Annotated in this window: 18 protein-coding genes and 1 tRNA gene; 12 read left to right on the top strand and 7 right to left on the bottom strand. The window is 32.3% G+C overall.

What is annotated here, in order from left to right:
- Positions 1–83: 83 nt before the first annotated feature.
- Both QE431_RS03790 and QE431_RS03785 read right to left on the bottom strand, forming a co-directional pair.
- Positions 84–869 (bottom strand): hypothetical protein, encoded by a 786-nt coding sequence (locus tag QE431_RS03790; RefSeq protein WP_307292728.1) that lies wholly within the window; start codon positions 867–869, stop codon positions 84–86.
- 238 nt (positions 870–1,107) lie between these two features.
- Entirely contained in the window at positions 1,108–1,845 is a 738-nt protein-coding gene (locus QE431_RS03785; protein ID WP_057117096.1) for a hypothetical protein, read from the bottom strand.
- A 323-nt stretch (positions 1,846–2,168) separates the two neighbouring features.
- Here QE431_RS03785 and QE431_RS03780 point away from each other — a divergent pair, with 323 nt between their 5' ends.
- The gene (locus QE431_RS03780) at positions 2,169–3,914 is read left to right on the top strand and encodes an ABC transporter ATP-binding protein (RefSeq protein WP_057117097.1); all 1,746 of its coding nucleotides are present in this window, start codon (positions 2,169–2,171) and stop codon (positions 3,912–3,914) included.
- A gap of 62 nt (positions 3,915–3,976) precedes the next feature.
- Here QE431_RS03780 and QE431_RS03775 read toward each other — a convergent pair whose 3' ends face one another.
- Positions 3,977–4,729 carry a hypothetical protein gene (locus QE431_RS03775; RefSeq protein WP_057117098.1) on the bottom strand — a complete coding sequence of 251 codons (753 nt, stop codon included), beginning with the start codon at positions 4,727–4,729 and terminating at the stop codon, positions 3,977–3,979.
- A 211-nt stretch (positions 4,730–4,940) separates the two neighbouring features.
- Positions 4,941–7,577, bottom strand: a complete 2,637-nt coding sequence (gene alaS, locus QE431_RS03770) for an alanine--tRNA ligase (protein ID WP_307292726.1) — start codon at positions 7,575–7,577, stop codon at positions 4,941–4,943.
- Positions 7,578–7,855: 278 nt separating this feature from the next.
- Here alaS and QE431_RS03765 point away from each other — a divergent pair, with 278 nt between their 5' ends.
- From QE431_RS03765 to QE431_RS03730, 8 genes are all read left to right on the top strand, one after another.
- Positions 7,856–8,833, top strand: a complete 978-nt coding sequence (locus QE431_RS03765; RefSeq protein WP_057117100.1) for a M23 family metallopeptidase — start codon at positions 7,856–7,858, stop codon at positions 8,831–8,833.
- A gap of 48 nt (positions 8,834–8,881) precedes the next feature.
- Complete coding sequence (locus QE431_RS03760) at positions 8,882–9,214, top strand: MerR family transcriptional regulator (RefSeq protein ID WP_057117101.1); 333 nt, start codon at positions 8,882–8,884, stop codon at positions 9,212–9,214.
- A 34-nt stretch (positions 9,215–9,248) separates the two neighbouring features.
- On the top strand, positions 9,249–9,833 hold the full coding sequence (locus QE431_RS03755; protein ID WP_057117102.1) for a LemA family protein: 585 nt from the start codon (positions 9,249–9,251) through the stop codon (positions 9,831–9,833).
- 70 nt (positions 9,834–9,903) lie between these two features.
- Complete coding sequence (locus QE431_RS03750; RefSeq protein ID WP_057117103.1) at positions 9,904–10,341, top strand: TPM domain-containing protein; 438 nt, start codon at positions 9,904–9,906, stop codon at positions 10,339–10,341.
- A 3-nt stretch (positions 10,342–10,344) separates the two neighbouring features.
- The gene (locus tag QE431_RS03745) at positions 10,345–11,184 is read left to right on the top strand and encodes a YgcG family protein (protein ID WP_307292723.1); all 840 of its coding nucleotides are present in this window, start codon (positions 10,345–10,347) and stop codon (positions 11,182–11,184) included.
- Between the two features lie 104 nt (positions 11,185–11,288).
- On the top strand, positions 11,289–11,702 hold the full coding sequence (locus QE431_RS03740; RefSeq protein WP_057117104.1) for an Rrf2 family transcriptional regulator: 414 nt from the start codon (positions 11,289–11,291) through the stop codon (positions 11,700–11,702).
- A 250-nt stretch (positions 11,703–11,952) separates the two neighbouring features.
- On the top strand, positions 11,953–14,499 hold the full coding sequence (locus QE431_RS03735) for a TonB-dependent receptor (protein WP_134139541.1): 2,547 nt from the start codon (positions 11,953–11,955) through the stop codon (positions 14,497–14,499).
- A 165-nt stretch (positions 14,500–14,664) separates the two neighbouring features.
- Complete coding sequence (locus tag QE431_RS03730; RefSeq protein WP_307292719.1) at positions 14,665–15,402, top strand: DUF2490 domain-containing protein; 738 nt, start codon at positions 14,665–14,667, stop codon at positions 15,400–15,402.
- A 127-nt stretch (positions 15,403–15,529) separates the two neighbouring features.
- Here the strand turns inward: QE431_RS03730 and QE431_RS03725 are convergent, their stop codons facing one another.
- From QE431_RS03725 to era, 3 genes are all read right to left on the bottom strand, one after another.
- Positions 15,530–18,283, bottom strand: a complete 2,754-nt coding sequence (locus tag QE431_RS03725; RefSeq protein ID WP_307292717.1) for an outer membrane beta-barrel protein — start codon at positions 18,281–18,283, stop codon at positions 15,530–15,532.
- Positions 18,284–18,439: 156 nt separating this feature from the next.
- Positions 18,440–19,750, bottom strand: coding sequence for a ribosome biogenesis GTPase Der (der, locus tag QE431_RS03720; protein WP_307292716.1), 1,311 nt, complete (start codon positions 19,748–19,750; stop codon positions 18,440–18,442).
- Between the two features lie 274 nt (positions 19,751–20,024).
- On the bottom strand, positions 20,025–20,906 hold the full coding sequence (gene era / locus QE431_RS03715; protein ID WP_057117109.1) for a GTPase Era: 882 nt from the start codon (positions 20,904–20,906) through the stop codon (positions 20,025–20,027).
- Positions 20,907–21,022: 116 nt separating this feature from the next.
- On the opposite strand from era, the gene QE431_RS03710 reads away from it, so the two are divergent.
- The 3 genes from QE431_RS03710 to QE431_RS03700 all read left to right on the top strand — a co-directional run bounded on the left by QE431_RS03710 (position 21,023) and on the right by QE431_RS03700 (position 23,921).
- Positions 21,023–21,095, top strand: a tRNA-Met gene (locus tag QE431_RS03710).
- Between the two features lie 415 nt (positions 21,096–21,510).
- On the top strand, positions 21,511–22,014 hold the full coding sequence (locus QE431_RS03705; RefSeq protein ID WP_307292714.1) for a hypothetical protein: 504 nt from the start codon (positions 21,511–21,513) through the stop codon (positions 22,012–22,014).
- 812 nt (positions 22,015–22,826) lie between these two features.
- Positions 22,827–23,921: an exopolyphosphatase gene (locus tag QE431_RS03700; protein ID WP_057117111.1), complete on the top strand. Its 1,095-nt coding sequence runs from the start codon at positions 22,827–22,829 to the stop codon at positions 23,919–23,921.
- Positions 23,922–23,946: the final 25 nt, after the last annotated feature.

Genomic DNA, 23,946 nt, shown 5'->3' with positions numbered 1-23,946 from the left:
GTTCTTTTGTGTAAATTTCGATTATTTTTTAGAAATAAAAAAGCCAGATGCAATTTGCTCTGGCTTTTATAAAATAAACTTATTTAATAAGTGTATTCAATTACTTTTAGAACTGTCCCATGGGAGTCGTATATGATCTTTTTGATTGGAAATCCTTTAGCATCATAATCATAGTCATTTGTAGATATCATAAAATTAGATGCTATATTATTAGTTACATTGAATGTCGTTTGTTTTACAACATTATTTGCCGAAAGGATATTTGGCTGAAAAGATATATCTTGTCCATACAACAAATTAAAACCTTCTACATTTTTAAAAGGATTACTATTAGTATCATAATCATAACTGTTTGTAGAAACAGAATCACCATAAGTCGAAACGATTTGATCTAAATTTCCATTTGAAAAAGTAAGTGTTTCAAAACCTTCGCTTTTTGTTTTAACTCCAGTTTTTTGATTTACATTATAAAATTCCACCTTAACTGTTCCGTCATTATTATCTGTGTAAACCTCTTCAGAAGAATAACTATTAGGTATTACAGTAGATATCGTCGCTAATTTGCCATTTAAATAACTATACGAGATTTGCTTTTGAATAGTATTTGAAGCATTTGAAATAACTTGTTTTACTATTAAGTTTCCGCTATAAGTATATTCTGTTTTTCCACGCTCATTTGTAATACTAACAATCTTATTTCCATCATACACAATTTTATTTGTTAAATTTTCAGAAGAATAATTTGGATCACTAAGTTTAATAGTTTTAGGCAAAACTACAGTTTCCGATTTCGGAGTAACAATTTCATCTCGAGTACAAGCTAATAGCGTCAAAGCTAAAGCACTAAAAAGGCATACAATTTTTTTCATTTTTGTAAATTAAAAGGTTAAATAATTATACCAAAAGTATATTCCTCCAAATGAATTATATACCTCTAAAGGTTTTATCAATAACAGAAAACGACAAAATTGTAATTTTAAACTTAGGATTATATTTTTAAGATCTAGAACTAAATTTTTACTATTTCCTGACCTTTATGTTTATTCCAAAAATTAAAAAGCCAGAAGTTACTACTTCTGGCTTATAAGCTAAATTGATTATCTCTAATTAGTAGAAATATTGAGTTGAATAAGAAATTCCATCAATCTTATCATTACTCTTTTCAGGGTAGCCTGAAGTATTGTAAGTGTAAGTATAAGTACCTGTAATTACGCCATCCGTAGTTTCAGAAACTTCATTATGTGCAATACCAGTTCCTTCACCATCCACAAATGCAATTTTATTGAAGCCTAAAATATTTTTAGCTGGATTATTTTTATCATCATAGGTGTATTTTCTATCAGGTTGATTTCCTGTAATTGAAATAATTTCAGCAACTTCACCATTTACAAACTTAATTGTTGATGTTCCGCCAACACTAGTTTGGACTTCACTATCCCCTCCATAAGACTGAACAGAAATTGTACCATCAGCATTATAAGTATAAACTTCTTTATGTCCCCAATCCATATCAGGCTCAACTCTCACAAAAGTTGCTAATTTATTATCAGAATTATAAGTAAATGTATTAACTTGTTCGATAGAACCATCAGAAAGTTTAAATTCAATTTTAGTAATTAAATCACCCGTGTAAGTGTAATTCATAGAGCCAGTCTCATCAACAATACTCACAATTTTGTTACCATTGTATGTATAATTTACTGTGCTTTTACTTTCTCCATCTTGGCTTGTCAGAATTACTTTTTTTAGCAAAACTGAATCAGAAGAACCAGAAGGTGAATCATCGCTTGAACAAGAAGTTAATGATAGGGTCAAAGCTCCAAAAAGAAGTAAAAATTTTTTCATAGTTTTTTTGATTAAATTTGTTATTGGTGCAAACGTAATACAACATAAAACTAAAACCTTACGGGATTCCGCATTCAGATAAATAATATAATTCAAACATTATTTAATACACTAATAGCAAGCGATCTAAGAATAATCAACTTAAAAATAAAAATTTAATCATAAAGAAAAAAAGGTGTAAATACTTAGCTTTTTTCCTGTATTTTTAAACATAGAGGCTAAAAATGGGGTTTAAAAAAAATTTACATTTTTAATAACAGAAATCAACTATACATCCCCAAACAATTCCTTATTTTTGCATCTTCCACTTTTTAAAATCTTATATGAAATTATTATATACTTACATCATCAAACATAAAATGCTTTTATTTTTTGCTTTGATCATGGCTTCTATCAACATTTGTTTCAGTTTATCAGACTCAATAATTACAGGAAAACTAATGCAGGACTGCGGAGTTGGTTTACACAAATACGCAGGAAATCCAACCGGTTTCATCAAATCTTTATCTTTCTGGCTTGGTCTTTCGCTTGGAGCCGCTATGATTTCCAGAATTACCAAAAATTTTCAGGATTACTTTACTAATGTCGTGATCCAGAGAACTGGAGCTCAAATGTATACAGACGGAATTAAAAAATCTTTAGATCTGCCTTATGCTGAATTTGAAGATCAGCGAAGCGGTGAAACTTTGAGTAAATTAACCAAAGTACGTTCTGATTCTGAAAAATTGATTACTCTTTCTATTTCATTGATCTTTCAGACTATAATAGGATTCATATTCGTAATCGTTTATGTTGCTCGAATTGACTTTAGAATTTCTATTATCTTTTTAATTACAGCTCCAATTATTGCTTTGGTAAGTTCTTATTTAGGTAAAAAAATTAAAATTGTTTCTAAAAAAATCGTTAATCAAACGAACGCTTTAGCAGGATCAACAACTGAAAGTTTAAGAAACATTGAATTGGTAAAAAGTCTTGGTTTGACTTATCAAGAAGAGAAACGTCTAAACTTAAACACTTTTAAAATTCTACAGTTAGAATTGGAGAAAATTCGATTTATTAGAAGTTTGAGTTTCATTCAAGGAACAACAGTTCACTTTTTAAGAACTTGTGTTGTTTTTACTTTGTATTATTTCTTATTTGGAGGAAAAATTATTGTTGGTGATTTACTAACAATGGTATTTTTTACTTTCTTCATTTTCGGTCCGCTTCAAGAACTTGGAAACTTCATTATTGCATTGAACGAAACCAAAGTTTCAATGGAAAATTTCAAAGTCTTATTAAGCGCTCCAAAAGAATTCCGTCCAAAAACTCCAAAACATGTTGGTGCAATTCAATCCTTATTATTTTCGAATGTAAGCTTTCAGCATAAAACGGCCAAATTTAAAGCGGTTGAAAATATCAATTTTGAAATCAAACAAGGGCAAACTGTAGCATTTGTGGGTCCGTCTGGTTCCGGAAAAACAACTTTGGTAAAATTATTAGTTGGATTATATACACCTGCTGAAGGTCAAATTTTGTATAACGATATTGATTCAACCGATATTGATTTACTCGATCTAAGAAAACAGTTAGGTTTTGTAACTCAAGATGCCCAATTATTCTCTGGAACAATTCGCGAGAATTTATTATTTGTTAAGCCAAACGCAACCGATGAAGATTTATATGATGCACTAAAAAGAGCAAGCTGTGACAAACTTTTGAGACGTGCCGAAGATGGTTTAAACACGACAATTGGAGAAGGCGGCATCAAAGTTTCGGGTGGAGAAAAACAACGTTTATCTATTGCCAGAGCTATTCTTAGAAATCCAAATTTATTAATTTTTGACGAAGCAACTTCTGCCTTGGATTCTATTACTGAAGAAGAAATTAACGCCACAATCAGAAATATATCTGACAAAAATAGAATTACTGTTTTAATCGCACACCGTTTATCTACTGTAATGCATGCTGATAGGATTTTTGTTTTGGAACAAGGTAAAATCATCGAGCAAGGTAAACATGATGATTTAATTGTTGAAAAAGGATTGTATTATGCTATGTGGCGCCAGCAGATTGGAGAGCGTAAATAATAGAAAAAACCGTTACAAATTTGTAACGGTTTTTTTAAAATAATATGATTTTTTTCTTGGTGTTAGTAAGTATATTCAAATGACTCACCTCCGTTTGCTGATTTAATTAAATAGTTATCAGAATTATATGTATTAACAAAAATAGTTGTGCCCTCAACAACTTCTCCAGTTTTTTCTATTACTTTTAAAACATTATTAGATGAGTTAATTTCTTTATCAAAAATATCTGAGTCTAGTAGTAAGCTATATCCTAAAACATTTTTAAATGGACTATTTTTAGTATCATACTCGATTGTATTAGTGTAACCATTAAATTCAGCTTTAACAATATTCCCTTTAGAATCTAAGGTAAACAAACTATTCTCATAATTACTCTCTTCTTGGGTTTCTGGATTAATTAAAACTGTTTTAGTAGAAATTGTTCCATTTTCATTATAAGTATATATTTTTTTTCTACTTGATGAACTATCTGAATAAACCTCTAGGTAAGATTTTAGTCTATTATTCTCATATGTAAAAGTAGTTGTGGTGGAATAGGTTCTACCACCATAACTTTCTGTATACACAGCACTTGTAATAAAATTACCTGTATACTTAAAGTTTGTTTTATCACCATTATCGTATGTAAGGCTTACTATTTTGTTTCCGTCATAAACATAACTAACAGTGCTGTTTTCTTGGGGATAAGAAGCATTAGTATATATTTCCTTTTTGGGTAAAAGTAATTTTTCTTCTGATATTGAATCATCATCCTTAGAACATGAAGCAAACACCACAAAAGAAGCTGCTAAAAAATAAAATAAATTCTTTTTCATTATATTTTGGTTTTAAATTCATGCAAAAGAAAACGTTTTTGCTTTATTTAAACTCCCCAAAAAGTTATCCGAATAACATTTTAAGACATTTCTTATAAATATGAAAACTAAAAAACCCGACAGATTTTAAAAATCTGTCGGGTTTACTTATCTATAATTCCAAAATCTCAGAACTTTAGTAACTTAGTCCCGAGGCTTAGGGATAGCACCTTTATTTAACAAACTCACTTGCCTTAGCCAAAGCCTCTGCAATTCCATTTGCATTTTTACCTTTTCCAGATGCGAAGAAAGGCTGTCCTCCTCCGTTTCCTTCAATATATTTACCTAATTCTTTGATTACTGCGTTTGCATTTAAGCTTTTGCTTGCAACCAATTCTTTAGAAATATAGCAATGAATATTTGGCAATCCATCTTCTACAGAAGCTAAAAATACGAATGAATCTGGTTTTGAACTTCCCAATGCTGAAGCTAAATCTTTTGTAGAAGCCATGCTCAAATCTACTTGTTTAGCTAGGAAATTTATACCGTTAACTTCTTGGAAATCTTTCTCTAATTCAGATTTTAATGCTCCTACTTTTTCTTTTAATAACTGCTCAACTTGTTTTTTCAATTTCGCATTATCATCTTGTAAAGAAGAAACTGACTTTAAAATATCCTGTGGATTTTTTAATGTTTCTTTTATTTCAGATAATGTATTTTCCTGATTTTGATAGAAGTCTTTTACTGCATCACCTGTAATTGCTTCAATACGACGAATTCCAGCTGCAACAGCACCTTCAGAAATGATTTTGAAATGCCAGATTTCAGCAGTGTTTTTCACGTGAATTCCACCGCAAAGTTCTTTACTTTCACCAAATTCAATCATACGAACATTGTCGCCGTATTTCTCTCCAAATAAAGCCATTGCACCTTTATCCAATGCTTCTTGAATCGGAATGTTTCTGTGTTCTACCAATTGCAATTGTGCTTCAATTTGCGCATTTACACTTGCTTCAACCTGACGTAATTCTTCATCAGAAACTTTACTGAAATGAGAAAAGTCAAAACGCAAATAATTTGGATTTACCAACGATCCTTTTTGCTCTACATGTGTTCCTAAAATACTTCTCAAAGCTAAATGCATTAAATGCGTAGCCGAGTGATTTTTTGAAGTTGATGTTCTTAAATCAGTATTTACTTTTGCCACAAAACCTGCTTCTACATTTTCTGGAAGCTGTTTTGCAAAATGCAAAATCAAATTATTTTCTTTTTTAGTATCGATGATTTCAATCGTTTCATTTGCAGAAATCAAAGTTCCTTTATCACCAACCTGCCCTCCTCCTTCTGGATAAAATGGCGTATTGTCTAAAACAATTTGGTACAAAACACCATCTTTTTTAGAATCAACTTTACGAATTCTTGTAATTTTTACTTCGTTTTCTGTTTTATCATAACCCACAAATGTTTCTACATTTCCAGGAATTAAAACTTTCCAGTCTTCTGTAGAAACCTCAGAAGCCGCACGAGAACGTGTTTTTTGTTTTTGTAATTCTACTTCAAATTCTTCTTCTTTATATGAGAATCCTTTTTCTTTTAGAATTAAAGCTGTCAAATCTTTTGGAAAACCAAACGTATCATACAATTCAAAAACCTTACCACCAGAAACTTCTTTTCCTGTAGTTTCTGCTACCACATTTTCTAATAATTGTAACCCCTGATCTAAAGTTCTTAAGAAAGAAGCTTCTTCTTCACGAATTACATTCGTAACCAATTGCTGCTGTGATTTGATTTCTGGGAAAAATTCTCCCATTTGGTTTGCCAGAACTTCTACCAATTTATTGATAAAAGGCTCTTTTGTACCTAAAAATGTAAATCCGTAACGAATAGCACGACGCAAAATTCTACGGATTACATAACCTGCTCCTGTGTTTGATGGCAATTGTCCGTCAGCAATTGCAAAAGCAACCGCACGTACGTGATCTACAACTACACGAATCGCAATGTTTGTTTTATTTTGTTCTTCCGAGATATCTTTTACCTCGTCAGATGTATATTTTAAACCTGTAATCTGTTCTACTTTTTCTATAAGAGGTGTAAAAACATCCGTATCATAATTGGATGTTTTTCCTTGTAATGCCATACACAAACGCTCAAATCCCATTCCCGTATCAACGTGTTGTGCAGGAAGTTTTTCAAGAGATCCGTCAGCTTTACGGTTGAATTCCATGAATACGTTATTCCAGATTTCAACTACTTGCGGGTGATCATTATTAACTAAACTTTTTCCTGATACCAAAGCTTTTTCAGATTCTGGACGTAAATCAACGTGAATTTCAGAACAAGGTCCGCATGGTCCTTGATCTCCCATTTCCCAGAAATTATCTTTTTTATTTCCAAGGATAATTCTATCCTCGTCAATTAATGTTTTCCAAATATCCCAAGCTTCTTGATCAAAAGGAACATTATCTTCTTTGCTTCCTTCAAAAACAGAAACATATAAATTTTCTTTTGGAATTTTATACACTTCTGTCAAAAGCTGCCATGCCCAATTGATTGCTTCTTTTTTGAAATAATCTCCAAAAGACCAGTTTCCAAGCATCTCAAACATAGTATGGTGATATGTATCAAAACCTACATCTTCCAAATCATTATGTTTTCCTGACACACGAAGACATTTTTGCGTATCGGCTATTCTTTTACTTTTTGGAGTTCCGTTCCCTAAGAAAAATTCTTTAAACTGGGCCATTCCCGAGTTATTGAACATTAAGGTTGGATCATCTTTAAGAACGATAGGAGCCGATGGAACGATTAAGTGTCCATTGCTTTTAAAAAAGTCTAAAAATTGTTTACGTACGTCTTGTGATTTCATATTTAAATTAGAAAATGTATCTGTTTACAAATGTGTCAATTGATAATGTGATAATTAGAGAATTTGTCAATTTGATAATGCATTAATTTTAAAATCGAAAACTAAAAACTTATGTTTTACAACAATAAATTCCCTATTTTGCGCATTATATAATTATGTAATTCCCCCAAATTATAAATTATTTTGTTCTTGTAAAAAAGCGGTCAACAACTGAAACATTTATCTGTTTTGTTCGTCTAACTTATTTTACGAGCTGCAAAAATAGCGTATTTTAAAATATGGCGAAAGTAAAATATTATTACGACTCAGAAAATCTGGCTTATACGAAAATAAAAACCAGAAAAAGAATTAAAATCGGTTACGCATTACTGTTTTTATTGGCTTCGGCACTGTTTGGCTTTTTAGTTTTTGTTCTTTTAATTAATACTCCCTATTTTGAAACTCCAAAAGATCGTTTACAGGCACGCGAAATTGAAAATTTAAAATTACAGTATTCGATTTTGAATAAAAAACTGGACGAAATTGATGAAGCCGCAGATGCCTTGGAAGAACGAGACAATAATATTTACAGGGTTTATTTTAATAAAGCTGAAATTCCGGATTCTATTAGAAAAGCAGGTTTTAGAAATCCTGAAAGATATAAAGCTTTAGAAGGTTATAATAATTCGCAGTTGGTTACAAACACCACAAAAAGAGTAGATAAACTTTCTAAACAATTGGCAATTCAATCTCAATCATTAGATGAAATATTGAAATTAGCGGGCGCAAAAGAAAATTTATTATTAGCGATTCCAGCGATTCAGCCGGTTCAAAATGAAAATTTAAAACGTGTTGCTTCTGGTTTTGGATATAGAATTGATCCTTTCACGAAAGTACGAAAAATGCACAACGGAATGGATTTTACTGCCAACACTGGAGCACCTGTTTATGCCACTGGTGATGGCGTTGTAGCAAGAGCTGACAACACAGCGTCAGGCTTTGGGAACCATGTTGTGATCAGGCACGGTTTTGGATATGAGAGTTTATACGCGCATTTAAGCAAATACAACTGCAGACCCGGACAACATGTCAAACGCGGAGATGTAATTGGTTATGTTGGAAGCACAGGAAGATCTGAAGGGCCTCATTGTCATTACGAGGTTCATAAAGATGGAAAAGTGGTAAATCCATTAAATTTTTACTACGGAAATATTTCTGCAGCAGAATATGTAGCAATTTCGCAAATGGCAAACCAAGAAAATCAATCATTAGATTAATATCACGAAAAAATAGTATTTTTGGAATAAAATAGAAAAAAACGAATCATGCATATTGAACTTTCTAAAGATAAAAGATATTATAGTATTGGCGAAGTTGCCAAGGCTTTTAATGTCAATGCTTCTTTGATACGATTTTGGGACAGTGAATTTGATATCCTGAAACCTAAAAAAAATGCAAAAGGAAACAGAATGTTCACTCCAGACGATGTTACAAATCTTCAGTTAATTTACCACTTGGTCAAAGAAAGAGGTTTTACTCTTGAGGGCGCCAAAATACATTTAAAAGAGGGACAGAAGAAAACATTAGATAAATTCGAAATAATACGTAAATTAGAGTCCATAAAAACACAATTGAACGACATCAAAAACGAATTGTAATTAAAAATAGATATAAACATAAATCAAAACAAACATGAAAAAGTGGTTAATCCCTGTAGGAATTATTGTAGCACTTATTGCTATTATCGCATTTTGGTCGATTGGTATTAAAAATACTGCTTTACAACACAGTCAAGCCGTAAATAAAGAATGGGGAAATGTTCAAACGGCTTACCAAAGACGTAATGATCTTATCGGGAACTTAGTAAACACTGTAAAAGGTGCCGCTGATTTTGAAAAAGGAACTTTAACAGCAGTAATCGAAGCTCGTGCAAAAGCTACTTCAGTAACAATTGATCCAAGTAATGTAACTGCTGAGCAATTAAAAGAATTTAATCAAGCTCAAAGCGGTGTAAGTTCATCATTATCAAGATTATTGGTTTCTGTTGAGCAATATCCAACTTTAAAAGCAAACGAAAATTTCTTAAAATTACAAGACGAATTAGCAAGTACTGAGAACCAGATTTTAACTGCTAGAACTCGTTTTAATGAAGCTGTACAAGTTTACAACGGTTATGTTTTAAAAATTCCAAACAACTGGTTCTTGAGCGAATACAAAGAAAAACCTTATTTCGAAGCTTCTACGGGAGCAGACAAACCTGTTGAAGTAAAATTCTAAAAGATTAGAATAATATAAAATCTATCCCGTCCCGAGGTTTCGGGATCGGGACTAAACTCTAAAATTAGTCATGTCAAAAGTAGAAGATTTTTTAACCAAAGAAGAAGAACAAGAGATTGTTGAAGCTATTCGTATGGCAGAAAACAATACTTCTGGCGAAATTAGGGTACATATAGAAAAAACAACTTCTAAAGCTCATTTTGACAGAGCTTTAGAAGTTTTTCATGAATTGCGAATGGATGAAACGAAATTGAAAAATGGCGTTCTACTCTATCTTGCAGTTGAAGATAAAAACTTCGTAATCTGCGGCGACAAAGGAATTAATGATGTAGTTGCTGATGATTTTTGGGATTGCACCAAAGATGTTATGACCAGCCATTTTAAATCTGGAAATTTTAAGCAGGGAATTGTCGATGGTATTTTAAATGCCGGAGAACAACTCAAAAAATATTTTCCATCTTTGGAAGATGACACAAACGAATTATCTAACGAAATCTCAAAAGGATAAATGATGAAAAATTCCAAAAATAAAATCTCAAATTCCAATAGAATTTTTCAGTTTACTCTTTTGTTTATATCGTTTTTAACCTGTAATATCATTTTTGCACAATTTGAAATTCCAGAAAAACCTAGTTTTCAAACTTCTGTTTACGATTATGCCAATGTTTTAAGTTCTACTGAAAAAGCGCAGTTAGAAGAAAAACTTATTCGCTATTCTGATTCTACGACAACACAGATTGTAGTGATTACCATTGAAAGCTTAAAAGGCGAAGATGTAAGTCAGCTGGCAACAAAATGGGGACAAACTTGGGGAATTGGAGAAACAAAGCAGGACGATAATGGTGTTGTAATTCTATTAGCTAAAAATGAAAAAAAGATAGCTATTAATCCAGGATACGGACTTGAAGATCGTTTAACAGCTGGAATTGGCGGAACGATAATTCGAAATATCATTATACCAGAATTTAAGGCTGGAAGCTTTTACAATGGTCTTGATAAAGGTACCGACGCGATTATTGATGTTTTTAAAGGAAAATTTAAAGGCGAACGCAAACAAACCAAAGGCAAAGATTTTCCAATTTTCCCTTTTATTGTTATCGTCGTAATTGTACTAATTTTACTTGCCCGCAATAAAAAAGGCGGCGGAGGTAATTCTGGCAATAATGGCGGTGGAGGTCCTAGCCTGCTTGACGTAATTATTCTAAGCAATCTTGGAAGAAGCGGCGGCGGAGGATTTGGAGGCTTCGGCGGCGGATCATCTGGTGGTGGTTTTGGCGGCGGAGGCGGAGGTTTCGGCGGCGGATTTGGCGGTGGAGGTTTCTCTGGCGGTGGTTCTAGCGGTGGCTGGTAAACTTACTTTTTTTCAAGTTTTTTTGGTTTCTCCCGAAGTCTCGGGATCAAGTTTAGGTTTCAAGGTTAAAAAATCTTATTTTTACAATTTACAATTTAATATAGATGTTATCACATAAAGCAAAATACGCCCTTAAAGCATTACTTTATTTAGCAGAACAAGACGAAAATCACATTTCTAGAACTGTAGAAATTGCTGATGGCGCCAATATTCCTAAAAAGTTTTTAGAACAAATTTTATTAGATTTAAAACGAGGACGTTTTGTGAGCAGTAAGCAGGGAAAATTTGGCGGATATTATCTAATAAAATCAAAAAATGACATCACTCTGGCAGAAATTCACCGATTATTTGACGGTGCAATTGCACTTTTGCCATGTGCTTCTTTAAATTTTTACGAGCCTTGTTCTGATTGTAAAACCGAGTCTGAATGCAGTCTGCGTCACGGTTTAATGCTAATTAGAGACAAAACTTTAAAGGCTATGGAAGGGATCACAATCGCTTCATTGGTAAATAAATAAAAAAATATTTTTTAATTCCTAGTAAATCGATAGAATTAATATTTATATTTGCAGAAAATAATTAACTAATCATTTACTAAATTTTAACTCATGAAAGTACATTCTAGTCAATCAGGTGTAACAAAACTTTTGCAAAACAAACCAAAAAGACTTTCAGCCTCTACTGAGAGCAATTCATTTATAATGTGTATGTGTTGATTTAAAAAAAATTTATTTTAAATTCTACTAATCACATATACTTAATATAAAAATGAAAACATCTATAAAAAATATCTTTACATTATTATTATTTTTAACCTTCTCTATTTCATTTGCACAAAACATTGAAGGTGTAGTTACAACAAGTGAAAACATTCCTTTAGAAGCGGTAAACGTGGTAATTAAAGGAACTACTCATAGCGCTATAACAGACAACAGCGGTAAATTTATCATTGACTCACAAGGCAGATTACCATTGACTCTTTTGATTCAATATGTTGGATATAAAACAACTGAAATTGAATTAAGTGCCGTTCCAGCAAATCCAATTCAGGTTGCTCTTAAAGAAGAAAACGAACTTGTTGAAGTTGTAGTTTCTTCAAGACGTCGTATCGAAAAAGTTCAAGATGTGCCAATTGCGATTTCTGTAATTACAGGAAAACAAGCAGAACAAACTGGAGCATTCAACGTGAACCGTATTAAAGAATTGGTTCCTTCTGTTCAGCTTTACTCTTCAAACCCGAGAAATACGGGTATCAACATTAGAAGTTTAGGTTCTCCATTCGGATTGACAAATGATGGTATCGATCCAGGTGTTGGTTTCTATGTTGATGGTGTTTATTATGCACGTCCGGCCGCTACAACACTTGATTTTATCGATGTGGAACAAATTGAAGTTTTACGCGGACCACAAGGTTCATTATTTGGAAAAAACACAACTTCGGGGGCTTTCAATATTACAACTCGTAAACCAAGTTTTACTTCTGGCGCTGACTTTGAAGTGAGTTACGGAAATTACAATTTCTTACAGGCGAAAGCTTCTCTTACTGGAGCTTTGGGTAAAAAAGTCGCAGGTAGAATATCTTTTTCTGGTACGCAGCGAGATGGTCTAGTTGATAACATTGTAACTGGAAGACCTACAAATACTTTAAACAATCAAGGAATTAGAGGTCAATTACTTTGGACTCCAACAGTAAATACGAATGTTATATTTGCTGCCGATATTACAACACAGCGTCCTGACGGATATGCTCAGGTTGTTGCAGGTGTAGCTCCAACGCAAAGAGCAGCATACCGCCAATTTGATGCTATTATTAAAGATTTGAATTACCAATTGCCAAGTCTTAATGCTTTTGATCGTAAAATTGATCAAGATACACCTTGGCGCTCTAATCAAGATATGGGAGGTTTCTCTTTAAATATTGATACAAAAATTGGAGGCGGAACTCTTACTTCAACAACTGCATGGCGTTTTTGGAACTGGGACCCTTCAAATGATAGAGACTTTACAGGATTACAAGTTTTGGCAAAATCTCAAAATCCTACAAGACAAACTCAAATTACACAGGAAGTTCGTTACGCAGGACAGTTAACTTCTAAAATCAGCGGTGTTGCTGGAGTATTCTTTATTGACCAAACCTCGCAAACTGATGGTACTGAGGAATCTGGAAATGCACAATGGAGATTTGCTCAAAGTTCAACTAGTTCTTTATGGAAAACCCCAGGTCTTTTTGAAGGATATGGAATTAAAACCGATGCAAATATTAGAGCTTCTAGTGCAGCTGTATTTGGCCAAATTGACTGGGCTATTACTGATTTTCTTCATGTCTTACCAGGTTTACGCTATAACTTTGATAAAAAAGATGCTCATTATGCCCGTACAACTTATGGAGGTTTACAAACAACAGATCCTGCTTTACTTGCTTTGAAAAAACAAGTATATTCTGATCAGGCATTTGATTCTGCTATTGACAATACCGATTTTTCTGGAAACATAACAGTTACTTTAAAAGCTTCAGACAAAATTAATGCGTACGGAACTTTTGCAAAAAGTTACAAACCAGTAGGCGTAAACGTTGCTGGACTTCCAACTGATTCTAAAGGTAATCCGTTATTAGAACTTGCGGTTATTAAACCTGAAAAAGTATATCATTATGAAGTTGGAGTAAAAACTTCACCTTTCAGAAATTCCATTTTCAATTTAGCTTTCTTTAAAACAGATATTAAAGATTTCCAAACAAACGTTCAGGCTGCAGAATTAGGTGTTAATCGTGGATACCTTGCAAATGCTGACAAAGTACGCGTACAAGGTGTTGAATTAGATGCTAGTTTTGTTATAAATCAGCATTTAACTATTAATGGCGCTGCCACGTATACAGATGGTACGTATGTAAAATTTACAAATGCACCTCTTCCGTTAGAAGAAACTGGAGCTCCAGTATCTTTTAAAGATGTTTCTGGCACTAATTTGCCAGGTGCTTCAAGATGGGCAGGATCTTTAGGAGGTGAACTTTCTGATAATGCAAGATTCTTTGGAAATGCTGGAAAAATTTTCCTAGCTGTTGATTCTTACGCTCGTTCTGAATTTTCTTCAAGCCCTTCGGCTTCAAAATATTTAGTTGTTCCAGGATATGCGATTTTCAATGCCCGTTTAGGTTTCCGTGCCGGACAAGGTTTATCTGTTCACTTTTGGGGACGCAACCTTTTAAATAAAGATTACTACGAGCAATTATTACCGGCTGGTGGTAACGCTGGACAATATGCTGGAGTATTAGGTGATCAAAGAACTTATGGGGTTACATTGAAGTACTCACTATAAGGTTAGAGTTAATTAGTTTAGTATTAAAACCGAGATCTATTTAAAAATATATCTCGGTTTTTTTATTGTACGAGATGAAATCACAAATTACTATTTAAAGCAAATTTTATTCTTCTTCAATCAATCTTCGTTTGTATATATTCGCAGCCTGAATTTATATGTTGAATGAAGATTTTCAAATTAATATGTCTTTTAGGCTTTTTAAGTCCCATTTTATCGGCACAAAATATAAAGAAAACAGATCAGCAGACACTGACTTGGATTCGTTATTACAACATATTTCCTTTAAGCGAAAAATGGGCGATTCATTCTGAATTTGACAATAGAAGTTTTGTAAATCCAATTCATGAAAATCTTTTTGTTATAAGATCTCAGGCACGTTATCGTGCAAATAAGATTATGGACTTCGGAGGAGGATTTGCCTATTTTAATGTGAATACTCAAAACCCAAATGTTGATCCTGATTATTCTGTTCCCGAATATCGCGCACAGCAAGATTTAACTTTTATAAATGATATTGCTAAAATCACCTTCCATAACCGTTTTCAAATAGAGGAACGCTTTATTCAAAAAACAGATAAAAATGAGCTTTTAAATGAATTCTCATTTGCTTACAGATTTCGTTATCGCCTGCAAAGTACTTTTACAATTTGGGAAAAAGAACAACGAAGCATAAAAGGAACTATTTCCGATGAAGTAATGCTGAATTACGGCAAAGACAATAGAAAGAACACCTTTGATCAAAACCGGTTGTATATTGCATTAAGGTATCATTTCACGCCTAATCTGGGTTTAGAATTAGGATATCTCAAAAATTTTCAAAGACGCTCCAGTGGTATCGATTTCTATGACCGTGATATTATTAGGTTTACAGTTTACCATAGAATTAATCGTAGACTTTAGATCTAAAAAAACCGAATCAAATTAAAAATTTGATTCGGTTTTTTACTTTGAGCCTTTGTCCCTCTGAACCTCAGCAACTCAAAACTTAGTACCTCAGAACCTCAGCCTCTTAGAACCTCAAGAAAAATCATGACCCTCTCTGTCTTTTTCCTCCTTTTTTACTTTCGGCGAAGTTTCCGATTTTGTAGGCCAGAGAAAACATTACATAACGTTTTAAAACTGTATTTTCTTCATCACGAATGGATGTTGAAGAAATTGTTCTTGTAGCACTTTGATTTTGATTTAAAACATCATACACTTTAACTTTCGCATATAATTTTTTATCTAAGAAACCGTACGATAAACTTGTATTCCAAAGAAAGAAATCCTTTTTGAAATCATCTGAAATGTTTGAGTTATAAGTATATCCAAAATCATTTCCAAAAATTAAATTAGCCGGCCAATAAGATGTTGTCTGCAGATTAATTCTATGAATAACATTTGATGTCGCATCTCTTGAATAATTTTCATATCGAGTTTCGTTATATGATAAACTGTAAGATGGCGCAATCGAAAGTACATCTCCATAATCGTAAGATGCATAAACACTTGTCGTTACTACAATAGATTTTGCATTATATAATTGTGCATTTGTAAATCCTTTATCAAAATTATAATTTCCGCTTAAACGCAATCCGTATCTTAAAGTATGAGCATCTTTTTTAATTTGCTGATTCCAGTTTCCTCCAATAGAAGCAGAATAAGTTCCTGAAATATTCACGTACGTTGTATTTCTTTTTCCACTTTCATCATAAATTGAAGTTGAAACAACATCGTTATTATAATAATCTCCTTTTATAAAAACACTGTAGCCAGAACGCGTTCTAAAATCAAAATTCTTAAAATCGATTCCTGCACTGTTTTTCTCAATCGGATTTAAGTCTGGATTTCCAATTACACTATTTAACGGATTGTTTAAATTCGCTACAGGCATTAATTGGACTGCAGATGGAAGTGCATTTGAATAATCATATTTGAAAGTCAAATTCTTTGAACGATTGAATTTATATCGAAATTGAGCATTCCCATACGGAAGCGCATATCTTTTATTCAAATCTGTTGCTTGATTGAGGTAAAAAGAATGATTATCAAATTCAACTATTGATGTTCTTGAATTTACATTCAAGCTAAATTTACTTTTCTGCCAGCTGATCCCAACCTTTGGGGTAATTGAATTTTGCTTAGATGTGGTATAATTCGTCAATGATAAATTTAAATCTGAATATTGATCTGTATTTTCATCAAAATTGAATGTTTTTTGATCATTTACAGAATTCTGCCAGTTAAAATCGGTTCCAAAACGTACTCTAAGCGAATCTGTTATCGGCTCTGTATATTCTAGATCCAAAGCATAATTATCACTTTTAGAGGTATTCTTTGCATTTTGATTTCTTTCATCATTTGGTTTTTCATCTTGGTAAAAAATAGTTTCAGAAACGTTGATACCGTTTGAATCGTTTTTAGTGTTATTGTTATTAAAAACTACACTCAGGTTTCGTGATTTCTTTTGAAAAACTTTATTAAAATTAATACTATTGGCAAAATTCAAATTTGAACCTTCCGTATGCGATGTGGCGCTACTTTCGTTCAAAGGATCTCCATTTTCGTTTTCAGAAAAAGTCGATGAAGATGAATTACTGGTCGATTGCGATTGATTTAATTTTGGAGCAAAAACGATCTGCATTGTTGGATCGATTTTATATTCTAATTCAAAATTGACATTATTTCCAGTATTTTCATTTTTAGTTTTAGAATCTGCTTCGGTCACAATATTTCCAGTTGGCAGGAAACTTATTTGATTCGATTTACTGTCATTTTTAGTAATGGAATTAGTAAAATTATAACTGCTCATAAACTCCAAATCGTCTGTCCAGTCATCAGAATAATTAATTCCCGCCAAAGTAGATTGCGTAATTCCTTTTCCGCCCCCGCCAGCGCCTTGACTACCTCCTTTTGCGTTACGTCCGCCACCCATATTATCAAAAACCTCATCCATAGAAAATCCAGTTGAGTTGATATTATTTGAGGAAGCTAAAACGCTGATTTTTTGTTTATTCTTAAAAAAGTTCATCATCAAACTACTTTCATAGCGCTCGTCTGATCCATATCCGCCAAGTACTTTTCCAAAATACCCTTTATTTTTCTTTTCGTCAATGGTAATATTTACAGTCGAATAGTCTGAGCTAGATTCCTGCTTAGCGAGTTCTTCTTTCTTGGTTTTAAAATCAGAAACCTGAATTTTTTTAATAATATCAGCTGGAAGGTTTTTAATTGCAATGGCTCCGTCTTTGTCAAAAAACGTTTTTCCGTTTACTAAAAACTGAGTGACTTCTCGCCCATTTACCGTAATTTTTCCTGTATTATCTACATCAAATCCTGGTAATTGTTTCAGTAAAGTTTCTACATTCGCATCTGGACGAACCTTATAAGAGCCTGCGTTAAATTCTAAAGTATCTTTTTTAATTGTAATTGGCGGCGCTTCGCTTTTAATTACTACTTCGTTTAAGACATTTGCATTTTCAAGCATGTATAACTTTCCGAAATCTTTACTTTCTGTAAGTCCTTTTTGTTCTTCGTAATATGCTTGATAACCAGTATAATTCACTTTCAAAAAAACTGGTTTTTCATACTTTTTAGTATTAATAATAAAATTTCCGTTTTTATCTGTTGTAGCATATTCGATAATAGTAGAATCTTTTACGGTAGTAAAATAAACGGTAGCAAGTTCAAGCGGCAATTGCGTGTTGATATCAACAACAGTTCCTTTAACAACAATATTATTTTGGGCATTTGCCGAGTAAACAAAAGCTAAAAACAATAGAAACGAATAAATTTTGGTCATAAAAATAGGTTAGTTAGATCAGTAAGACTTAAAAAAATGCAAAAGGTTTAATTGTGTTTTTCACATTTATTCAAATATAGTGCCAATAAAAAATCAGTTTTGTAATTATATAGACACCAAACATAAAAAAGTCCCCTATTTTTGGGGACTTTTTTTTTATTTTTCTCTGATATAAATATCGATTGGGACTCCAGAAAAATCCCATTTCTCTCTAATTTTATTTTCCAAATATCGTTTATATGGTTCTTTAACATATTGCGGCATATTAGCAAAAAATACAAACTGAGGTGTTTGAGTTGGTAATTGCATACAATATTTAATTTTCACATATTTTCCTTTTGTCGCCGGCGGCGGATAAGCTTCAATAACTTTCAACATAAATTCGTTGAATTTTGAAGTAGGAATTCTTTGTTTTCTATTTTCAAAAACCTGAACCGTAGCTTCCAATGCTTTTAATAAACGCTGCTTTGTTAAAGCAGAAACGAATAAAATAGGCACATCTGTAAAAGGCATTAATTCTTTTTTGATTTTCTCTTCGTAATCACGAGTCGACATGGTATCTTTTTCTACCAAGTCCCATTTGTTTACCAAGATTACAACACCTTTACGGTTTTTCTCTGCAAGCCAGAAAATACTCTGATCCTGACCTTCAAATCCGCGTGTTGCATCAATAACTAATATACAAATATCTGCATGCTCAATTGCACGAACTGAACGCATTACAGAATAAAACTCTAAATCTTCTTTAACCTTTGCTTTACGTCGAATTCCCGCAGTATCTACTAAGTTAAACTCAAAACCAAAACGGTCAAATTTGGTATCAATTGCATCACGAGTTGTACCTGCAATATCTGTTACCATGAAACGTTCTTTACCAATTAATGCATTGATAAAACTTGATTTACCTGCATTCGGACGACCTACAACAGCAAAACGTGGTAAAACCACTTCTTCTTGAGCCGGCTCTGGCTTTTCTGGGAAAGCATCAATTAATGCGTCTAATAAATCTCCTGTTCCGCTTCCAGAAATACTAGCGAAAGTAAAATATTCACCCAGACCTAGGTTATAGAACTCAACTGCATCTTTTTCACGCATTGCGTTATCAACCTTATTTACAGCCAATAAAACTGGTTTTGTTACTTTACGCAACAATTTAGCAACCGTTTCATCCATTGGTGTAATACCTTCTTCAACATCAACCACAAAAATAATAACATCTGCTTCGTCGATAGCAAGTTCTACTTGTTTACGGATTTCACCTTCAAATACGTCATCAGATCCGCGAACGTATCCACCTGTATCAATGACAGAAAACTCTTTTCCGTTCCACTCGCTTTTACCATAGTTTCTATCACGGGTAACCCCAGATACTGAATCTACAATAGCTTCTCTTCTTTGTATCAGCCTATTAAAAAGGGTCGATTTCCCTACATTAGGTCTTCCTACTATCGCAACAATGTTATTCATTTTTTTGAATTTTAGATTTCAGATTTAAAATTTCAGATTTCGTTTTTGACTAAATCACAACAAATTATAAATCAAAAATGCTTTATTTAAATTTTTTGCAAAGGTAGTCTTTTTTAGTTTGCAGTAACAGTTTTAAGTATTCAGTTAAAAAACTGGTAAAAACGTGACCTCTAAATTAAAAACTGACTACTTTTTTTGGAGTTGTTTCCTGCTATATTTAATTCGCATTCACAATTTTCAGACTGAGACTGTAAACTGCGACTGAATACTCTTTTTACTGATTATATCCAAATCGTTTCAGCATATTAGCGTTGCTTCTCCAGTTTTTATTCACTTTTACATATAGTTCAATGTGAATTTGTTTTCCGAAGAATTTTTCTAAGTCGGCACGTGCATCGGTTCCCACTTTTTTAAGGGCTGCACCTTTATGTCCTATGATGATTCCTTTTTGCGTTTCGCGCTCCACCATAATTACCGAACGGATTCTGATAATTTTTTCATCTTCAAAAAATTCTTCTGTAACGATTTCAACTGCATACGGAATCTCTTTACTGTAATTCAATAAGATTTTCTCACGAATAGTTTCATTAACAAAGAAACGTTCTGGCTTGTCTGTTAATTGATCTTTAGGATAATATGCTGGTGATTCTGGAAGTAATTCGATAATTCTTCCAAAAACTTCTGGAACATTGAAATTCTGCAAAGCCGAAATCGGGAAAATTTCTGCATTTGGTACTTTCTCTTTCCAAAAAGTAACTTGCTGCTCTAATTGTTCCTGATTGGAATTATCGATTTTATTTAATAGTAATAAAACTGGAATTTTAGCATGAATGATTTTATTAAAGAAAGCTTCGTCTTTTAAGTCCTGCTCTCCTATTTCGACCATGTAAATCAAAATATCTGCATCTTCAAAAGCCGATTTTACAAAGTTCATCATCGATTCCTGCATTTCGTAGGCCGGCTTAATGATTCCAGGCGTATCAGACAAGACCAATTGAAAGTCTTCGCCGTTTACAATTCCTAATATTCTATGACGTGTAGTTTGTGCTTTAGATGTAATGATTGACAATCGCTCTCCGACGAAAGCGTTCATCAATGTTGATTTTCCAACATTTGGATTCCCGATGATGTTTACAAAACCTGCTTTATGTGACATTTGCATAATATTTAAGGTGCAAAGGTAGTCATATCAACTCAATACAGAAAATAAAACATTTTTTAAAGTTTTCGTTGGATTTCTAAAAAATCGGCGTATCTTTGCACCCGAAACATCGCGGGATAGAGCAGTAGGCAGCTCGTCGGGCTCATAACCCGAAGGTCACAGGTTCGAGTCCTGTTCCCGCTACTACTTTAAAGCAAAAGCCTGAGAAATCTAGATTTCTCAGGCTTTTTTGTGTTTCGGCAATTTTATTCTAATTTCCTAAAAATTTTAAATATCAGTATTTTCGCTAAAATTTGGTTCAGGTCCTACTAATTTTATTCATCACATTTTTTAAGAACAACTTTAAAATCAGGGTACCTTTATAAGGTTTAAATGTCCATAAAAAAAAAGAAAAGTCAGAGATATTTGTGCAACTTTTCATGGAAAAACACTTCGGAGAGTCGGGTATTAGTCAATAAAGATAAAACTTCGTTAATTATGGTAGATTTATTATGTCTATAAATTTGACAAGTTAAAAAATTTGCAAATTATTAAATATTTTAAATTTAACTTTACTGTCGATTAATTAAACTACTACTTTTTACAAAATTTCAGAATGATGAGAAAAATACTTTTTATTGTAATATTTTTTTACTTAATTTCGTCGCATGCCCAAAAGTATCCACAATTTTATGTAAGACATAATAATGATACTATTCAATGTGAGATTATTAATTTTTCCAATAAAAAAGTTAATTTAATAGCTAATGGCATTAAAATGAGTTTGACTCCAAAACTAATTAAATCCTTCTCGTCTTACACTCCGAGTGGTTTTAGAAACTTTACTATTCTAAAAAATGATAAAAAAAATTTCTACGAAGAGATTATAATTGGAAAACTATCATTTTATAAAGTACATACAGGTAATCAATACGCAGGAATCTTGCCCGTTATGGTAAAAAATGACAAAATTGTTTATCTTAACGTATTAAATCCAAGAGAGAGAATTGCAGAATTAATAAGTGATTGTCCAACACTTTTAAAAGAATGGAATGATACAGAAAAATATAAAACATCGGATAGAGAAGAAATTGTAAATATTTACAATAAGGATTGTAAATAAGATAAGGAACCATATAGTAAAACAAATTATTTGAAATTTCGTGAAAGAACATAAGTAGAAGTTAAAGAACTTATTTATTCTGAAATGACCAAAAAATGTTTTGTTACGAGTAAATGTATCTATTGAAAGGTAATATAGAAATACCTAAAAAATTGAATTATTATCCTGTTTTTCAATGGATAGATCTTCATATAGTATATATTGAAATTAGATCAAAAAGAGCTTTTAGGAATCAAAAATACCTATAGTCTCTTTCAATTCACTGTAGGATCAATTGAATTATAATTAAGGGTAAAGAATTCTTTATTGAAAGAACTAAATATTTTGAAAATAACAAAAAAACAATATTTATAAATTATTGTTTTAAATTAATTATCTCGCTATTCTTTGTTCAGTTTTATTAAATCAGCAAAAAAATGGTTCGAAAATTGTCCCGTTAGGGCTACTAAGAAAAGCTTCACAGAAATCTGGAGCTTTTTCATTATACAAAAATCACTAAGCCCGCTCATTCTCTCCTACCATTTTACTCTAATAAATTGATTTCTATTGTGATATAAAATCTTGTTTAACGTCTAAAATATCGTCTTTTAATATAAAACCACAAACTTCCAAGCATAGTAATAAAACTTAATAATTAAATAATATGTTTTCTTACTAACTGACTTTAAATTAGTAAATGTTTTTATAAATTTGCGATCCTGTAATGAAACCTGATTTTTTAAATAGAAAATTATGACTTTCACACAAATACCACCAAAATCACTTTAAAGTCTTTATTCGAAAACAAATCATATAATCACAATTACAATACAATGCTTAAAAAAAACAAACCCCAAGTTCTATTTTTTATTCTTTTAAATTTATTTTTTACGCCTAATTTATTTTCTCAAAAAAGCATTTATGCAGGAATTGAAATCGGCCGCAGGGCTATAAAAGTTTCTGTTCTCGATGTAAGTAACATTAAAAAAGCCGATTATAAAATCCTTTCTTTCTGGACAGAAAGAATTCCTTTTGCCGATCATATTGCTGCTTCTGGCGAACTTACTCAAGATGACATCACTAAAACTAGTGTTATTGTTGTTGATCAATTAAAGAAAATAAGAGCCGAGTATAAAATTCATGAAGAAAACATTTTTATTGTTGCTGCTCCAGTTTTTCAATCTGCACGAAATATTGATGTTTTAAAAAACAAAATCTTTTCTCTTAACAATAAAGAATTAGAAGTGCTGGATGCAAACGAAGAAGCAAAAACTTTAGTTAAAGGTGCTATTCCTCCTGTTGATTATGCAAATGCTTTCCTTCTTGACATTGGAGCTCAAACTACTAAAGGCGGTTACATTGATGAGCTTAAAGACAACAAATTAGAGTTTATTCCTTTAGCATTAGATTTTGGTACAATGACACTTACTGATGCTGTAGAAAAAACGGTTGTAAATAAAAGTCAAGTAAATGATATGTCGACTTATCAAGAAAAATCTTTTGACTTTAACCCTATTCTACGTAAGAAGACAAAAGAAATGTTTGATGCAAATCCTCCTTTAGAAAAAAAGGATAAACTATATTTATCTGGTGGAGCTGTATGGGCATTTTCGACACTATACTATAACGAAAACGTTAAGGAACATTATATTACATTAAGTTTACAAGACGTAATTGATTACGATGCCGTTCTAAAGAATAACTTTAGCAAGTTTACAAACTTGGCAAAAACGAATAAAGAAGCTGCGAGAGTTTTAAGCACTTACGACCAAAAATACCTTATTTCTGCAAACAACATTCTAGTGACTTGTCTAGAAAGTATTCCAAATTTAGCAGCGAAGAAAATATACTTTGTAAAAGAAGGACAAGTAACTTGGCTGATCTCTTACATTGCAGATCGTTCTAAAAAGGTAAATACTAATTTCTAAAAAGTATCTTCACTTATACAAAAGC

Source organism: Flavobacterium sp. SORGH_AS_0622, from assembly GCF_030818825.1.
In the GTDB taxonomy this organism is placed as follows: domain Bacteria; phylum Bacteroidota; class Bacteroidia; order Flavobacteriales; family Flavobacteriaceae; genus Flavobacterium.
This window is presented reverse-complemented; position numbering and strand designations above follow the sequence as displayed.

What these genes read in the sequence shown, in the direction of transcription:
- QE431_RS03790 (WP_307292728.1), bottom strand. Translation starts at nt 869, where the DNA reads ATGAAAAAAATTGTATGCCTTTTTAGTGCTTTAGCTTTGACGCTATTA.
- QE431_RS03785 (WP_057117096.1), bottom strand. Translation starts at nt 1,845, where the DNA reads ATGAAAAAATTTTTACTTCTTTTTGGAGCTTTGACCCTATCATTAACT.
- QE431_RS03780 (WP_057117097.1), top strand. Translation starts at nt 2,169, where the DNA reads ATGAAATTATTATATACTTACATCATCAAACATAAAATGCTTTTATTT.
- QE431_RS03775 (WP_057117098.1), bottom strand. Translation starts at nt 4,729, where the DNA reads ATGAAAAAGAATTTATTTTATTTTTTAGCAGCTTCTTTTGTGGTGTTT.
- alaS (WP_307292726.1), bottom strand. Translation starts at nt 7,577, where the DNA reads ATGAAATCACAAGACGTACGTAAACAATTTTTAGACTTTTTTAAAAGC.
- QE431_RS03765 (WP_057117100.1), top strand. Translation starts at nt 7,856, where the DNA reads ATGGCGAAAGTAAAATATTATTACGACTCAGAAAATCTGGCTTATACG.
- QE431_RS03760 (WP_057117101.1), top strand. Translation starts at nt 8,882, where the DNA reads ATGCATATTGAACTTTCTAAAGATAAAAGATATTATAGTATTGGCGAA.
- QE431_RS03755 (WP_057117102.1), top strand. Translation starts at nt 9,249, where the DNA reads ATGAAAAAGTGGTTAATCCCTGTAGGAATTATTGTAGCACTTATTGCT.
- QE431_RS03750 (WP_057117103.1), top strand. Translation starts at nt 9,904, where the DNA reads ATGTCAAAAGTAGAAGATTTTTTAACCAAAGAAGAAGAACAAGAGATT.
- QE431_RS03745 (WP_307292723.1), top strand. Translation starts at nt 10,345, where the DNA reads ATGAAAAATTCCAAAAATAAAATCTCAAATTCCAATAGAATTTTTCAG.
- QE431_RS03740 (WP_057117104.1), top strand. Translation starts at nt 11,289, where the DNA reads ATGTTATCACATAAAGCAAAATACGCCCTTAAAGCATTACTTTATTTA.
- QE431_RS03735 (WP_134139541.1), top strand. Translation starts at nt 11,953, where the DNA reads ATGAAAACATCTATAAAAAATATCTTTACATTATTATTATTTTTAACC.
- QE431_RS03730 (WP_307292719.1), top strand. Translation starts at nt 14,665, where the DNA reads ATGAAGATTTTCAAATTAATATGTCTTTTAGGCTTTTTAAGTCCCATT.
- QE431_RS03725 (WP_307292717.1), bottom strand. Translation starts at nt 18,283, where the DNA reads ATGACCAAAATTTATTCGTTTCTATTGTTTTTAGCTTTTGTTTACTCG.
- der (WP_307292716.1), bottom strand. Translation starts at nt 19,750, where the DNA reads ATGAATAACATTGTTGCGATAGTAGGAAGACCTAATGTAGGGAAATCG.
- era (WP_057117109.1), bottom strand. Translation starts at nt 20,906, where the DNA reads ATGTCACATAAAGCAGGTTTTGTAAACATCATCGGGAATCCAAATGTT.
- QE431_RS03705 (WP_307292714.1), top strand. Translation starts at nt 21,511, where the DNA reads ATGAGAAAAATACTTTTTATTGTAATATTTTTTTACTTAATTTCGTCG.
- QE431_RS03700 (WP_057117111.1), top strand. Translation starts at nt 22,827, where the DNA reads ATGCTTAAAAAAAACAAACCCCAAGTTCTATTTTTTATTCTTTTAAAT.